General features: G+C 70.1%; 9 protein-coding genes. 6 read left to right on the top strand and 3 right to left on the bottom strand.

The features are described from left to right. Positions 1 to 233 precede the first annotated feature (233 nt). The 5 genes from ACIQBL_RS35380 to serA all read left to right on the top strand — a co-directional run bounded on the left by ACIQBL_RS35380 (position 234) and on the right by serA (position 8,784). Positions 234 to 3,215 (top strand): putative bifunctional diguanylate cyclase/phosphodiesterase, encoded by a 2,982-nt coding sequence (locus ACIQBL_RS35380; RefSeq protein ID WP_401949364.1) that lies wholly within the window; start codon positions 234 to 236, stop codon positions 3,213 to 3,215. Positions 3,216 to 3,452: 237 nt separating this feature from the next. Next, positions 3,453 to 5,306, top strand: coding sequence for an acetolactate synthase large subunit (locus ACIQBL_RS35375; protein ID WP_401949361.1), 1,854 nt, complete (start codon positions 3,453 to 3,455; stop codon positions 5,304 to 5,306). A gap of 20 nt (positions 5,307 to 5,326) precedes the next feature. Beyond that, the gene (gene ilvN / locus ACIQBL_RS35370) at positions 5,327 to 5,854 is read left to right on the top strand and encodes an acetolactate synthase small subunit (RefSeq protein ID WP_043680260.1); all 528 of its coding nucleotides are present in this window, start codon (positions 5,327 to 5,329) and stop codon (positions 5,852 to 5,854) included. Between the two features lie 111 nt (positions 5,855 to 5,965). Beyond that, positions 5,966 to 6,964: a ketol-acid reductoisomerase gene (ilvC, locus tag ACIQBL_RS35365; protein WP_401949358.1), complete on the top strand. Its 999-nt coding sequence runs from the start codon at positions 5,966 to 5,968 to the stop codon at positions 6,962 to 6,964. Positions 6,965 to 7,194: 230 nt separating this feature from the next. Continuing rightward, complete coding sequence (serA, locus tag ACIQBL_RS35360; protein ID WP_043680266.1) at positions 7,195 to 8,784, top strand: phosphoglycerate dehydrogenase; 1,590 nt, start codon at positions 7,195 to 7,197, stop codon at positions 8,782 to 8,784. Between the two features lie 88 nt (positions 8,785 to 8,872). Here the strand turns inward: serA and ACIQBL_RS35355 are convergent, their stop codons facing one another. Beyond that, complete coding sequence (locus ACIQBL_RS35355; RefSeq protein ID WP_401949355.1) at positions 8,873 to 10,411, bottom strand: MFS transporter; 1,539 nt, start codon at positions 10,409 to 10,411, stop codon at positions 8,873 to 8,875. Positions 10,412 to 10,508: 97 nt separating this feature from the next. On the opposite strand from ACIQBL_RS35355, the gene ACIQBL_RS35350 reads away from it, so the two are divergent. Further along, positions 10,509 to 11,096, top strand: a complete 588-nt coding sequence (locus tag ACIQBL_RS35350) for a TetR/AcrR family transcriptional regulator (protein ID WP_401949352.1) — start codon at positions 10,509 to 10,511, stop codon at positions 11,094 to 11,096. 368 nt (positions 11,097 to 11,464) lie between these two features. Here the strand turns inward: ACIQBL_RS35350 and ACIQBL_RS35345 are convergent, their stop codons facing one another. After that, positions 11,465 to 14,266 carry a protein kinase gene (locus tag ACIQBL_RS35345; protein WP_401949349.1) on the bottom strand — a complete coding sequence of 934 codons (2,802 nt, stop codon included), beginning with the start codon at positions 14,264 to 14,266 and terminating at the stop codon, positions 11,465 to 11,467. A 48-nt stretch (positions 14,267 to 14,314) separates the two neighbouring features. Then, positions 14,315 to 15,496 (bottom strand): FHA domain-containing protein, encoded by a 1,182-nt coding sequence (locus ACIQBL_RS35340; RefSeq protein WP_401949346.1) that lies wholly within the window; start codon positions 15,494 to 15,496, stop codon positions 14,315 to 14,317. Positions 15,497 to 15,555: the final 59 nt, after the last annotated feature.

Raw genomic sequence — 15,555 nt, 5'->3', positions numbered from 1 at the left:
GCGATGCACGGCCTATGGACGAGCGATCCGACGCGGCGGGGCCGCCGACGGCGACCCTGGCGCGTCGCCGCGGCCAGACGCGGTCACCACGGCAATCACGGCAGCCACAGCGGTCACGGCGGACATCACAGCCACCACAGTCACCACCGCAGGCACAACAGCCGCCGAAGGCACGCTCATCCAGCGCACCGGGGCCCGCGGGACCCGGGAGCGACACGGACCGGGAGGGCCCGGTGAGTTCGCCACCGTCTCCGACGACCACCCTCAACGGGGCGCTCCGGGACCGGACTTCACCGGGAGCGCGGCTGCCTCGACCGCCGGGTTCCCGCGGCGGATGGAGCCTGGTCCAGCAACTCGTCCTGGCCCTGGTGTGCGCGGGATACGCCGTCGGTTCCGCGCTCGACTGGGGGTCGCGTCAAGTCGCCCTGATCATGGGCGACTTCGGGCTCAGCGCGGCAGCCGGTACCGCCGCCGTCTCGTGCTTCCTCTACGCGCGCAGCCGCCGTATCCGCTTTCGACCCGCCTGGCTGCTGTTCTCGCTCTCCTCGGCGATGGCGGCACTGGGCAACGGGGTCTGGGGGTGGTACGAGGTTGTCCTGGAGCGCCCCGTGCCCAGCCCCAGCTTCGCCGACCTGTTCTTCCTCTGCTTCGCGCCGCCCGCCATCGTCGGGCTCCTCGTCCTCGCCAAAAGGCCTGTCACCAAGGCCGGTTGGGTCTGTCTGGCGCTGGACGCCTGGCTGATCGGGGGCTCGCTCCTCACGCTGTCCTGGAGCCTCGCGCTCGCCCAGGCCGCCAAGTTCGACGGGCCGAGCGTGGCCCACACCGCGCTGTCGCTGGCGTACCCGCTGCTCGACATCGCCCTGGTCAGCATGGTGCTCGCGCTGCACTTCCGGCGCTCCTCGGTCAACCGCACCGCCGTGAACACCGCGATCGGCGCGCTGGCCCTGACCGTGATGTGCGACGCCCTGTTCACCTCGCCGCTGCTCCACAACAACTACCACTCGGGCCAGTTGCTCGACGCGGGCTGGTTCGCCGGCTCGCTGCTCCTCGCCTACGCCCCCTGGGCCGCGCCCCGGCACACCCGGGCCGAGGACGACGGGCACACGCGCGTGGTGCACGAGCACCGGCCCGGACAGCGGCCCGGCGTCCACCACCAGGCCCCCGTCCAGGGCGGCGATCACGGCCGGTATCCGGCCACCCGGCCCATCGCCGGTTCGCTGGCCGCGCTCACCCCGTATCTCGCCGCCGCCGTCTGCACGTTGGGCATTCTCTACAACGTCCTCAACGGCCGCAGCCCCGACCGCGTGGTGCTCATCACCGCGGGCTGCGTGGTCCTCGCCCTCGTGGTGCGCCAGGGCATCATGCTGCTCGACAACATCACCCTCACCCAGGAACTGGCCCAGAAGGAGAACCACTTCCGCTCCCTGGTGCAGGGCTCCAGCGACGTCATCATGATCGCCGCCCCGAACGGCATCCTCCGCTACGTCTCCCCGGCCGCCGCCGGTGTCTACGGCAAGGCCGCGGAGGAACTGGTCGGGACCGAACTCGCCTCGCTCATCCACCCGGAGGACCTGGGCTGTGTGGTGCACGAGGTGCGCCGCTTCCTCACCGCCAGCCCCCTCGACGAACCCACGACCCGCATCGAGTGCCGCTTCCGGTCCGGCGGTGGGGGAGGCTGGCTGAACGTCGAGTCGACGGTCAACCGCCATCACGGCGGCCTGATCTTCAACAGCCGGGACGTGACCGAAAGAGTGCGCCTCCAGGCGCAGTTGCAGCACAACGCCGAGCACGACCCGCTCACCGACCTGCCCAACCGCGCCCTGTTCACCAAGCGCGTGCAGCAGGCCCTGTCCGGCCGCCGCTCCACCGACCGCGGCACCGCCGTGCTCTTCATCGACCTCGACGGCTTCAAGGCCGTCAACGACACGATCGGACACCAGGCGGGCGACGAACTCCTCGTCCAGGCCGCCCGCAGACTCGACGGCGCCGTCCGGCACGGCGACACCGCCTCCCGGCTGGGCGGCGACGAGTTCGCGGCCCTCATCGTCGGCGACGGCACCCGGGACCGCGCCGCCCGCGAGCGGCACATCATGGAACTCGCCGACCGGCTGAGAATCACCCTGTCCCAGCCGTACCTCATCGACGGCAACGATGTCCGCGTCGCCGCCTCCATCGGCGTCGCCTTCGCCGAACCGGGCCTGGGCGCGGGGGAGTTGCTGCGCAACGCCGACCTCGCGATGTACCGCGCCAAGGGGGCGGGCAAGGGCCGGGTCGAGCTGTACGCCCCGCAGATGCAGCAGGACGTCGTACGGAAGGCGGAGCTGGCCACGCGGCTGCGGGCCGCGCTGCACGACGGCGAGTTCGCGCTGCTGCACCAGCCCGTGGTGTCGCTGACGGACGGCCGGATCGTGTCGGTGTCCACGCAGGCGCGGTGGCGGTCCTCGCAGGGGGTGCTGTTCACGCCCGCCGAGTTCCTGCGGGTGGCCGAGGACAGCGACAAGACCGCCGAGCTGGGCCGCTGGATGCTGGAGGAGGCCGTCGAGCAGGCCGCCGAGCGCACCGCGACCGGGCTCGCCGTGTCCGTGGCCGTACGGATAAGCGCCCGGCGGCTGCTGGACAAGTCGATGCCGCTCGGCTCGATCGAGGCCCTGCTGACCCGGCACGGGCTGCCGTCCGGCTCGCTGGTCGTCGAGCTGTCCGACACCGACCCGCGCGTCTCCCTGGACGAGCTGGAGCGCCGCCTGACCGCCCTGCGGCGGCTCGGCGTCCGCATCGCGCTGGACGGCTTCGGGAGCGGCTACGCGGCCATCACGACGCTGCGGCGGCTGCCCGTCGACGTACTGAAACTGGACCGCAGTCTGGTCGAGGGCGTCGTCGAGTCCGCGCGGCTGCACAAGATCACCAGCGGGCTGCTGCGGATCGCCTGCGATCTCGGGCTCCAGTCCGTGGCCGACGGGGTCGACCTGCCCGAACAGGTGGTCGCCCTGCGCGCGATGGGCTGCACGCACGGGCAGGGCATGGCCTTCTCCGGGCCGCTGGACGAGTACCGGCTGCGCCGGGCCCTGTCCCGCGGCCACTACCCGATGCCGCACGGCCCGGCGGAGCCCGCGTTCGCGGGAGGCGGCTCAGGGGTGTACACCAGTAATGTGCCGGTGGTTTTCGGAGGCGGAACGGCCCTCCGTTCACATAATGAGACTCCCGTCCCACCCACTTGACAGTCGGTGCGTGCCGGGGGGAGGGTCAATGCCATGCGCACCCGAATTCTCGTACTTGGAAAGCGCGTCGGCTGACGCTGGTGACGTCCGGACGGACCCGGAACTCCCAGCGACCGCACCCGGCGCGCTCCCCTCGCTTGCCTCACGGCACGAGGGGTTTTTTGTTGCACAGGATCCAGCCGTGCAGCAGTAGAACCCCGCACAAACCTCGCAAAAACCCTCAGCATCGAGAAGAGAATGACGATGACCGAGCAGGCCACCGGGGCCCATCCGCAGCCGCGGCCCCGATCCGGAGGACAGCAGTCCGCCCCCGAGCACGTCACGGGCGCGCAGTCCCTCATCCGCTCTCTTGAGGAAGTCGGGGCCGACACGGTATTCGGCATCCCCGGCGGTGCGATCCTTCCGGCGTACGACCCGCTGATGGACTCGACGCGGGTGCGTCACGTCCTGGTCCGGCACGAGCAGGGCGCGGGCCACGCGGCCACCGGCTACGCGCAGGCCACCGGCAAGGTCGGCGTCTGCATGGCGACCTCGGGCCCCGGCGCCACCAACCTGGTGACCCCGATCGCCGACGCGCACATGGACTCGGTGCCGCTCGTGGCGATCACCGGGCAGGTCGCGTCCAAGGCGATCGGTACGGACGCCTTCCAGGAGGCGGACATCGTCGGCATCACGATGCCGGTCACCAAGCACAACTTCCTGGTCACCAAGGCCGAGGACATCCCGCGCGTCATCGCGCAGGCCTTCCACATCGCCTCCACCGGCCGCCCCGGCCCGGTGCTGGTCGACATCGCGAAGGACGCCCTCCAGGCGAAGACCACCTTCTCCTGGCCGCCGGTCATGGACCTGCCCGGCTACCGCCCGGTGACCAAGCCGCACGCCAAGCAGATCCGCGAGGCCGCCAAGCTGATCACCGCCGCGAAGCGGCCCGTCCTCTACGTCGGCGGCGGCGTCCTCAAGGCCCACGCCACCGCCGAGCTGAAGGTCCTCGCAGAACTCACCGGAGCGCCCGTCACCACCACCCTGATGGCGCTCGGCGCATTCCCCGACAGTCACGAGCTGCACGTGGGAATGCCGGGCATGCACGGTGCGGTCACCGCCGTCACCGCGCTGCAGAAGGCCGACCTGATCGTCGCCCTCGGCGCCCGCTTCGACGACCGCGTCACCGGCAAGCTGGACAGCTTCGCCCCGTACGCCAAGATCGTCCACGCCGACATCGACCCCGCGGAGATCGGCAAGAACCGCGCCGCCGACGTGCCGATCGTCGGGGACGCCCGCGAGGTCATCGCCGACCTGGTGCAGGCGGTGCAGAAGGAGCACAGCGAGGGCCACACCGGCGACTACACCGCATGGTGGAAGGACCTCAACCGCTGGCGCGAGACCTACCCGCTCGGCTACGAGCAGCCCGACAACGGCTCGCTCTCCCCGCAGCAGGTCATCGAGCGCATCGGCCAACTCGCCCCGGAGGGAACGATCTTCGCGGCGGGCGTCGGCCAGCACCAGATGTGGGCCGCGCACTACATCCAGTACGAGAAGCCGGCGACCTGGCTCAACTCCGGCGGCGCCGGAACCATGGGCTACGCGGTCCCGGCCGCGATGGGCGCCAAGGCCGGTGCCCCGGACCGTACGGTCTGGGCGGTCGACGGCGACGGCTGCTTCCAGATGACCAACCAGGAACTCACCACCTGCGCCCTGAACAACATCCCGATCAAGGTCGCCATCATCAACAACGGCGCCCTCGGCATGGTCCGTCAGTGGCAGACCCTGTTCTACAACCAGCGCTACTCCAACACCGTGCTGCACAGCGGTCCGGAGGCCGACGGCAAGCAGCCGAGCGCCGGCACGCGCATCCCCGACTTCGTCAAGTTGTCGGAGGCGATGGGGTGTTACGCGATCCGCTGCGAGTCCCCCGACGACCTCGACAAGGTCATCGAGGAGGCGAACTCGATCAACGACCGCCCCGTCGTGATCGACTTCATCGTCCACGAGGACGCCATGGTGTGGCCGATGGTCGCGGCCGGCACCTCCAACGACGAGGTCATGTTCGCCCGGGACGTCCGCCCCGACTTCGGCGACAACGAAGACGACTGAGCGAGAGAGACGAACGAGAAATGTCCAAGCACACGCTCTCCGTCCTGGTCGAGAACAAGCCCGGTGTCCTCGCCCGGATCACCGCCCTGTTCTCCCGGCGAGGCTTCAACATCGACTCCCTCGCCGTCGGTGTCACCGAACACCCGGAGATCTCCCGCATCACGATCGTGGTGAACGTGATCGAGGCACTGCCCCTCGAACAGGTCACCAAGCAGCTCAACAAGCTCGTCAACGTGCTCAAGATCGTCGAACTGGAGGCGGGTTCCGCGGTTCAGCGCGAACTCGTTCTGGTGAAGGTGCGCGCCGACAACGAGACGCGCTCCCAGATCGTCGAGATCGTCCAGCTGTTCCGCGCCAAGACCGTCGACGTCTCCCCGGAGGCCGTCACCGTCGAGGCCACCGGCTCCAGCGACAAGCTGTCCGCCATGCTCAAGATGCTGGAACCGTACGGCATCAAGGAGCTGGTCCAGTCCGGCACGATCGCGATCGGCCGCGGCGCCCGCTCCATCACCGACCGCTCGCTGCGCTCCCTCGACCGGTCCGCGTAGACCCGTGTGCGGGCGGCCCCGGCCGCCCGCATTCCGAGACCCCCGAACTTCGATTCCCACCGCCGTCATACGGTGGGACGCAACACCTGCACACCAAGGAGAGAACCCAAAGTGGCCGAGCTGTTCTACGACGCCGACGCCGACCTGTCCATCATCCAGGGCCGCAAGGTCGCGGTCATCGGCTACGGCAGCCAGGGCCACGCCCACGCGCTGTCGCTCCGTGACTCGGGTGTCGACGTGCGCGTCGGTCTGCACGAGGGCTCCAAGTCCAAGGCGAAGGCCGAGGAGCAGGGCCTGCGCGTGGTGACGCCCGCCGAGGCCGCCGCCGAGGCCGACGTCATCATGATCCTGGTGCCGGACCCGATCCAGGCCCAGGTCTACGAGGAGTCCATCAAGGACAACCTCAAGGACGGCGACGCGCTGTTCTTCGGCCACGGCCTGAACATCCGCTTCGACTTCATCAAGCCGCCGGCGGGCGTCGACGTCTGCATGGTCGCCCCCAAGGGTCCGGGCCACCTCGTCCGCCGCCAGTACGAGGAGGGCCGCGGCGTTCCGTGTATCGCGGCCGTCGAGCAGGACGCGACCGGCAACGGCTTCGCGCTCGCGCTGTCGTACGCGAAGGGCATCGGCGGCACCCGCGCCGGCGTCATCAAGACGACCTTCACCGAGGAGACCGAGACCGACCTGTTCGGTGAGCAGGCCGTCCTCTGCGGTGGTACGGCCGCGCTGGTCAAGGCCGGTTTCGAGACGCTGACCGAGGCCGGCTACCAGCCCGAGATCGCGTACTTCGAGTGCCTGCACGAGCTGAAGCTCATCGTCGACCTCATGTACGAGGGCGGCCTGGAGAAGATGCGCTGGTCGATCTCCGAGACCGCCGAGTGGGGCGACTACGTCACCGGCCCGCGGATCATCACGGACGAGACCAAGGCCACGATGAAGCAGGTCCTCGCCGAGATCCAGGACGGCACCTTCGCCCGTGAGTGGATGGCCGAGTACCACGGCGGTCTGAAGAAGTACAACGAGTACAAGCAGAAGGACGCCGAGTCCCTGCTGGAGACCACCGGCAAGCAGCTCCGCAAGCTGATGAGCTGGGTCGACGAAGAGGCGTAAGGCCAGAGGCAGAGGGGCCGGAGCACTCGCTCCGGCCCCTTTGTCCAACCCGTCCAGCCTCGGACGGGTGATCCTTCCGCAGAGGCGTAAGACGACTGTCGGCGCGCCACTACACTGCCGTACTACATACGCGTCAGGCCCACAGCGTCGTGCGTCTCCGCGGCTAGCCCCTCCACCGCCTGCGGCCGTCGGGACGGCCGTCCGCACGCAATGGACTTGTGAGGACTCACGTGAGCTCGAAACCTGTCGTACTCATCGCTGAAGAGCTGTCGCCCGCCACCGTGGACGCCCTTGGTCCGGACTTCGAGATCCGGCACTGCAACGGCGCCGACCGGGGCGAGCTGCTCCCCGCGATCGCCGACGTGGACGCGATCCTGATCCGTTCGGCCACCAAGGTCGACGCCGAGGCGGTCGCCGCCGCGAAGAAGCTGAAGGTCGTCGCACGAGCCGGCGTCGGCCTGGACAACGTGGACGTCTCCGCCGCCACCAAGGCCGGCGTGATGGTCGTCAACGCCCCCACCTCGAACATCGTCACCGCCGCCGAGCTGGCCTGCGGTCTGCTGCTGGCGACCGCACGCCACATCCCGCAGGCCAACGCCGCGCTGAAGAACGGCGAGTGGAAGCGCAGCAAGTACACGGGCGTGGAGCTGGCCGAGAAGACCCTGGGTGTGGTGGGTCTGGGACGTATCGGGGCCCTCGTGGCGCAGCGCATGTCCGCGTTCGGGATGAAGGTCGTCGCCTACGACCCCTACATCCAGCCCGCGCGGGCCGCGCAGATGGGCGTCAAGATCCTGTCGCTCGACGAGCTGCTCGAAGTCTCCGACTTCATCACCGTGCACCTGCCCAAGACCCCCGAGACGGTCGGTCTGATCGGCGACGAGGCGCTGCGCAAGGTCAAGCCGACCGTCCGCATCGTCAACGCCGCGCGCGGCGGGATCGTCGACGAGGAGGCGCTGTACTCCGCGCTCAAGGAGGGCCGCGTCGCCGGCGCCGGTCTCGACGTGTACGCGAAGGAGCCCTGCACGGACTCCCCGCTGTTCGAGTTCGACCAGGTCGTCTCCACCCCGCACCTCGGCGCCTCCACGGACGAGGCGCAGGAGAAGGCCGGTGTCTCGGTCGCCAAGTCGGTGCGCCTCGCGCTGGCCGGTGAACTCGTCCCCGACGCGGTCAACGTCCAGGGCGGCGTCATCGCCGAGGACGTCAAGCCCGGCCTCCCGCTCGCCGAGAAGCTCGGCCGCATCTTCACCGCCCTCGCGGGCGAGGTCGCGGTCCGCCTCGACGTCGAGGTTTACGGCGAGATCACCCAGCACGACGTCAAGGTGCTCGAACTCTCCGCGCTCAAGGGCGTGTTCGAGGACGTCGTCGACGAGACCGTGTCGTACGTCAACGCTCCGCTGTTCGCGCAGGAACGGGGGGTTGAGGTGCGGCTGACGACCAGCTCGGAGTCCGCCGACCACCGCAACGTCGTGACCGTGCGGGGCACGCTGAGCAGCGGCGAGGAGGTCGCGGTGTCCGGCACGCTGGCCGGTCCCAAGAACCTCCAGAAGATCGTCGCGGTCGGGGACTACGACGTCGACCTCGCGCTCGCGGACCACATGGTGGTGCTGCGGTACGAGGACCGGCCCGGGGTTGTCGGGACGGTGGGTCGTGTGTTCGGTGAGGCCGGGATCAACATCGCCGGGATGCAGGTGTCGCGGTCGGTGGCGGGTGGCGAGGCGTTGGCCGTGCTGACGGTTGACGACACGGTTGCCGCCGGCGTGTTGGCGGAGGTGGCCGAGGAGATCGGGGCGACCTCCGCCCGCTCGGTGAACCTGGTCTGAGGCCGGGGTCCTCTGGGGGCTCCGCCCCCAGACCCCCGATCGGCCCTGAAGGGGCCTCGTCCTCAAACGCCGGACGGGCTGAGTAACCTCAGCCCGTCCGGCGTTTTTCGATCCCCCGCAGCGTCCGCGCCGCCGCGAACGCCGCCCCCAGCAGCAGTACCGCTCCCGCGATCGCCGCGCCGTGCATGCCGTTGGTGAAGGCCTGGCGTGCGGTTGCGATCAGGGCGTCTCCCGTGCACCCCGGCAGCTGTCGGGCGACGGCGAGGGCGCCGCCGAGGGTTTCGTGGGCCGGGGCGGGGGCCGATGACGGGATGCCGTGGCGGTAGACGGCCGTGCCGATGGAGCCGAGGAGGGCCATGCCGAGGGCGCCGCCGAACTCGGCTCCCGTTTCCATGAGGGAGGACGCCACGCCCGCCTTCTCCACCGGTGCGCTGCCCATCGCGAGGTCCATGATCTGGGACATCACCATGACGATCCCGGAGGCGAGGACGCCGGCGGCGGCCAGGACCAGCCAGAGGGAGTCGGTGCCGGTGAGGGCGAGCATGCCGTAGCCGGTGGAGGCAAGGGCGAAGCCGGTCGCGACGACGTGGGCGCGGTCGACTCCCTTCTGGACGAGGGTCGTTGCCAGTGGGGCCGCCATGCCGATCGGCACCGAGGGGAGCAGTGCCCACAGGGCCGCCTCCATCGAACTCTTGCCGAGCACCGACTGCAGGTACTGCGTGGTGAAGAAGGCCGAGCCCAGCATGCCGAAGGCGGAGACGAGGTTGAGGACGACCGAGGGGGTGAAGCCCCGGGCGCGGAAGAGGGACGGGTCGATCATCGGGGACGCCGCCGTGCGCTGGCGGTGGACGAAGAGCGCGGCAAAGAGCAGGCCGACCGTGATCGAGACGACGTACTGGACGTGCCAGCCCTCCGACGGGATCTCCTTGAGGCCGTAGATCGCCGGCAGGACGCCGGCCAGTGACAGCGGGACGCTCGGCCAGTCGAAGCGGCCGGGGGCGGGGTTCTTCGACTCGGGGAGCAGGAACGGGCCGATGAGCAGGAGCAGGGCTATCGCGGGGAGGTTGATCAGGAAGACCGAGCCCCACCAGAAGTACTGGACGAGGACTCCGCTGAGTACCGAGCCGAGCGCGACGCCGGCGGTCATCACGCCGGACCACAGACCGATCGCCTTCGCGCGCTGGGCGGGGTCGGTGAACATCGTGCGCAGCAGCGCCATCGTCGAGGGCATCAGGGTCGCGCCGCCGATACCGAGGACCGCGCGGGCGGCGATCAGGGTCTCGGCGCTGTTCGCGTAGGCCGCGATCAGGGAGGCGGTGCCGAAGGCTGCCGCGCCGATCAGGAGGAGCCTGCGGCGGCCGATGCGGTCGCCGACCGAGCCCATCGTCATCAGCAGGCCGGCCAGGACGAAGGCGTAGATGTCGAAGATCCACAGCTGCTGGGTGCCGCTGGGCTCCAGGTCCGCGCTGATCGCCGGGATGGCGAAGTAGAGGACGGAGACGTCCATCGAGACGAGGAGCAGCGGGAGCATCAGGACGCCGAGAGCGGTCCATTCTCGGCGGCCGGCACGGGAGTTGGGGGTGCTCGCGAGGTTCGTGGAGCTCGTCGAGTTGGTCGAGTTCGTCATGACGGTGAATGTACGCGCGTATTAAACGCTTGTATAGTACGCTCGTATAATTCGTCTGTCTGGGACGGTTGTATGGACCGGCTGTACGGTGAAGGGCATGGGACACCGTGAGGATCTGCTCGAAGGCGCGAAGCGCTGCCTGCTGGAGAAGGGGTTCGCGCGCACGACGGCGCGCGACATCGTCAAGGAGTCGGGGACCAACCTCGCGTCCATCGGCTACCACTACGGTTCGAAGGACGCGCTGCTCGCGCAGGCCTACCTGGCGCTGGTGGAGCAGACGTCCGACGCCTTCGAGGGGGGTGCGGGCGCGGTGATCGGCGGCGAGCCCGGTTCGCTGGAGCGGTTCCGGGCGGTGTTCTCGAACATCGTCGCCACCATGAGTGAGCCCGGTTCGATGTGGGGACTCGGCATGGAGATCATGACCATGGGCGACAAACTGCCCGAGGTGCGCGACCAGTTGGCCCGGGCCCAGCGTGAAGGCGGGCGGGGCATGGTCTCGTTGATGATGAGCGTGCCGGAGGCGGACGTCTCGGACGAGACCGCGGACACCGTCGGCGCCCTCTACATGACGCTGATCACGGGACTCATCGCGCAGTGGAACTTCGACCCGAAGAGCGCACCGGACGCGGCGCAGCTCACCGAGGGTCTGCGGCAAGTGCTGGAGGGTGTGCGGAAGCCGAGGTGACCCGCCGGTCCCGCAATGCCGGTGCCACCGCCCCCGGCATCAGGAGCGCGGTCAGCGTCAAGGCCCACCGATATCCGGTCAGGTCTGCCGTGATGCCGCCGGGCAGGACGAGGCGGGCGCTGCCGGACCGTTCGCTCGTGTCGTACGTCGAGGGTGAAGGCTGCCGACGCGCTCCGCTGGGGACCCTCTTCGTGGAAATGTGACACTTCGGCCATCGAGTGTCACATTTGTGCGCCCTGCCTACCCGGAGGGCGATGCCAGTCCCGCCTGCCATGGGGACGACGAAGGGTGGCTCGTCCGGGAGGAGTTGTGCGGCCAGGAACGCCGGCACCGCGTCCCGGAACGCGGCATCGCGGTCGACCAGGGTGTCAGGACCACGCGCGGCGCAGGCGCCTGGACAGGCGTTGCACCAGTGCGATGCCCGGGTACTCGGCCCTGAGGCGCTCGATGTGGGACGCCGCCGTCGTGTCGCCGCTGTCCTTGGCCCAGCAGTACCACTCGAGGGCGTCCCGGTGCTGCCCCTGTTCCTCGTACACGCGGGCGCCGTCCAGCATGGCCCCGGTGTTGTTCAACTCGCCCGCCTGCCGCAGCCAGGCCAGGGCCGCCTGCACATGTTCCTCGGACCCCGTCCTCAGATAGGTGCGGGCAACGGCGCGCATGGCCTTGGAGTTGCCCGCCCTGGCGGCCTGCAACTGTGTTTCCAACTGGGTCTGCGCCTGGGGCTGTGCCTGTTGCTTGGCATCGGTGCTCACCCCCAGTTCGGCCAGGGCCCGGATCGACGGCTGGTCGCCCTTCTCGGCCAGCTTCCGGTAGAGCCGCACCGCGCGCTTCCGCAGACGCCTGCGCTCGTCGGCGGCGTCGGTGCGGTCGCACAGTTGCAGGCACAGCCGGGCGACGTCCCGCTTGGAGGCCACGTCGCCCAGTTGTTCCGCCTGGGCGTAGCTGTCCAGTGCCTTCTGCAGACGGCCTTCTTTCTCGTGTTTCGCGGCCTGCTTGCGCAGTGAGGGGACATCCGGTCGGCCGGACTTGGCGGTGGTGTCGGTCTTCGGGGCCGCCTGGTTCGGCGCCGTCTTCCGCGGCGGCTCGGTTCGGGGAGGCGGCGAGGTGCGCCGCAGCTCGGCACGGACGCGCACGGCCTCCTTGGACGCCACGGCGCTGCCTTTCGAGATGGCCCGGGTGAGCCACTCCAAGGACTGGTCCAGCTGCCCCGACGCCTCCAGGGCGTGAGCCACCTCGACCATGGAAGGCGCGTGTCCCTTCTCGGCGGCGCCGCGGAAGTGGACGAACGCGTCGGCCGGGCGGCCCTCCTGGAGCAGCACGCGCCCCGTCCAGTGCATGGCCGCCGTGTTGCCCGCGTTGGCCGCCTTGAAGTACCACTCGCGTGACTCCCGGCCGCGCTCACGATCCTTGGCGAGCAGTTGCGCGGTCATTTGCATGCCATGGGGGTGACCGGCCTCGGCGGCTCGCCAGAACCAGACGAGCGCGTCCTTGTCGCGTTTCTTCTGCTTGTACCAGTTCGCCAGGGCGAGTACGGACCCGATCTGCCCCTCCATCGCCGATGCCCGGTGCTCGCGGAGCAGCGCCTGCTCCGCCGCGGACATCTGGGCGGGGGCCGCCGTTCCGCCGTTCTTCGCGGTCTTGGCGTTCTTCTGCGGGGTCTTGGCCGGCGCCGCGGCTTTCGTCTTGGCCGCCGTCTTCGCGGGGGCCGCTGCCTTCGGCCGGGCCTGCTCCTGTACCCCCAGTTCGGCCAGCCGCGTCCGCGCGAAGACCTCACCGGCGTCCGCCGCCATCCGGTACAGCGCCAGCGCCTGTCCCCGTCGGTCGGGGAAGTGCTTCTCGATCAGCTGCGCGGCCTCGCGGGCGGCGGTGGCGTTGCCGGCGTGCGCCGCCTTCCGGAACCACAGCAGGGCCGAATCCACTTCGCCGGCACTCTTGAGGCGGGCGGCGAGCATGCGCATCGCTTCGAGATTGCCGGCCCCGGCGGCGGCACGGAGCTGGGCGTCCACGTCGTTGTCGCCGGTCTTCGGCGCGGCCTTGCCCGCCGCCTCCGGTGCCTTCACTTCGGAGGCGGCGGGCGCCGGCGGGACGGTCGTGTCGGTGTCCGCCCGCGCCGCGGGCGCCGACGACAGATCGCGTTCCCGTGACAGCCGGGCGTTCGGCGCGGCCCGGTCCTCCGCCGGGGTCGGATCGGACGTGAGCCCGGACGCGGACGGGGAACCCGTCGGTGACGATCCGTTCCTGTAGTGCCGTGGACGGAGCGGCTCGGCGATGTCGTGGGCGAAACGGGACCGCTGGTGGATCTCGGTCCGCAGTCCCGGAGGCAGCTGCCAGTCGTTCGTCCTCCGCGGTGCCTCCCTGGACAACAGCTCGGCGATCTCCGCGGGCGTGGGCCGGTTCTCGGGCCTGGGCTCCAGGCATGGGCGGACCACCTGGTCCACCACGGCGGGCAGGCCGTCGAGCGACACATGACCGTTCAGGATGTTCGAGACGATCTCCGCCGAGGAGCCGGTCCCGAACGGGTGGCGGTTCTGGGCCGTGTAGGCCAGCACCACACCCAGCGCGAAGACATCGGTGGGCGGTCCCACCTGCTGTTCCCGGAGCTGTTCGGGTGAGGCGAAGGTGTCGGTCCGGAGGGTGACCCCGGTCCTGGTCAGGCTGGCGCCGTCCTCCGGGGAGAGGTGCCGGGCGATCCCGAAGTCGATGACGGAGGCGCCCTGGGCGTCCAGGAGGACATTGCCGAGTTTGAGGTCGCGGTGGACGAGGTTCGAACTGTGGATGCTCCGCAGGGCGTCGGTCAGATCGGCCGCCAGCACCCGCCAGACGCGCAGCGACAGCGGATTCGCGCCGTGGTCGAGCGCCTCACGCAGCGTCACCCCGGGGATGTAGCGGGTGGCGAACCAGGGCTCCGGGGCGAGGGTGTCGTAGGAGAAGACCTCGGCGGTGACCTTGGGGTCGACCGACTTGGCGGCCTCGACCTCCCGGGCGAAACGCTTGCGGAAACGCTCCGGGTCCCCCTCGAGCCACTTGGGCTGGATCGTCTTGAGCGCCATGTTGCGCCCGCTCTGCGAGCAGCGGGCGAAGTAGACGCTTCCCCAGCCGCCCTCGCCCAGCAGGGCGAACAGCCGGTGCCCGCCGATTCGTTCGGGATCGTCCTCCCGCAGCGGCTCCACTCAACCCCCTACCGGATTCCGCACCGCTTCCCCACACCCCATTCCCGGTCAGCCCGGGTTCGTCAGTTCGTCGCCGGCCCTGGGGCGCCTGGGCGGCTTGGCGCGGACGCCCTCGGGACGTTCCTCCGGCCATCGCTGGCCACTTCGGCGCAGCACGATCCCGGGCACCATCTCGATCTCGTCGTCCGCTCCGAAGGCGCGCGCGATCCGCTCCCCGGGCCCGGCGTCCGCGTCGAGGCGTGGCAGGGGCTGCCACGGAGTGGGCTCCCCGCCCGGCCGCAGCGTGCGGATCCGGCTGCCCACCCTGCTGGTGTCGAGGACCCGCAGCACTCCCCGGCTGCTCACGATCAGCAGATGTCGCCTGCTGATCGCGCGCCGTCGCTCGTCGGACAGATGACGCTCCTCGACGCGCCCGAGGTGGTTGCGCCCGAGGCCGAACTCCTTGTCCTGACCCTCGGGGCCCTCGCTCAGGTTCTCCCAGGCGTGGCACCTGCCGTCGATGAAGATCTTGAGCTGGATACGACGGCGGCGGGGGCCGGTGTCCGTCAGCAGCGTCCGGTGGGACCGGCAGACCACCTTGCCGCCCTGGACGGCGGGGCCGGGGTTGCAGCCCGGGTGCGGGCAGCGCCAGGACCGCCCCAGCACGTCCGAGCGCGGGCGGCCCTGGAAGTCCAGCAGGTTGCGGGCTTTGAGGGCGTCGCGCTCGCCCTCGCGGGAGATCTCGCTGTCGGCGAAGACCCGCATGTCCCGCAGCACCAGCCGCACCGGACCGCCGTCGTGCCGTTCGGGTTTGAGGAAGTGTTCACGGTCTCCCTGGATCCAGGGGTGCTCCCCCCGGTGGCCCCGGAAGTAGTCCCCGCTGATGACCCGGATACCGAACTCGTTCGCGTGGTCCAGCAGGTCCGGATCCGCCTTGGCGATGGCGGCGATGAGACCGCGGTCCCGCCACTCGCGCAGCAGCGGGCCCTCCCCGGGGTCGGGGAACTCCCCGTCGTGGCGCGGATGCAGCAGGCTGTTGTCCGCGATCGCGTGGACGGTGACCTCATGGTCGCCGGTGGACTCGCGCAGCGCCCGCAGGACCAGCCGTAATCGCTGCAACGCCCGGGGACTGCCGCCGCCGAGCGTGGTGTCCCGGACCACGTTGGACAGGTCGACCAGGTAGTTGGCCTCCTGTGCCGAGCCCAGCAGATGACGCTCCATCCGGCGGAACGCCGCCACGTCGCTCTCCACGTCCCTCGTCCCCCATAGCCCTCGGCCGCCCGGTACAGCACGAGAGGCTAGCGTTCCCG

The sequence above is a fragment of the Streptomyces sp. NPDC088350 genome, assembly GCF_044753545.1.
In the GTDB taxonomy this organism is placed as follows: Bacteria; Actinomycetota; Actinomycetes; order Streptomycetales; family Streptomycetaceae; genus Streptomyces.
The sequence above is the reverse complement of the archived record's forward strand: the minus strand, read 5'-3'. Positions and strand labels throughout refer to the sequence as shown.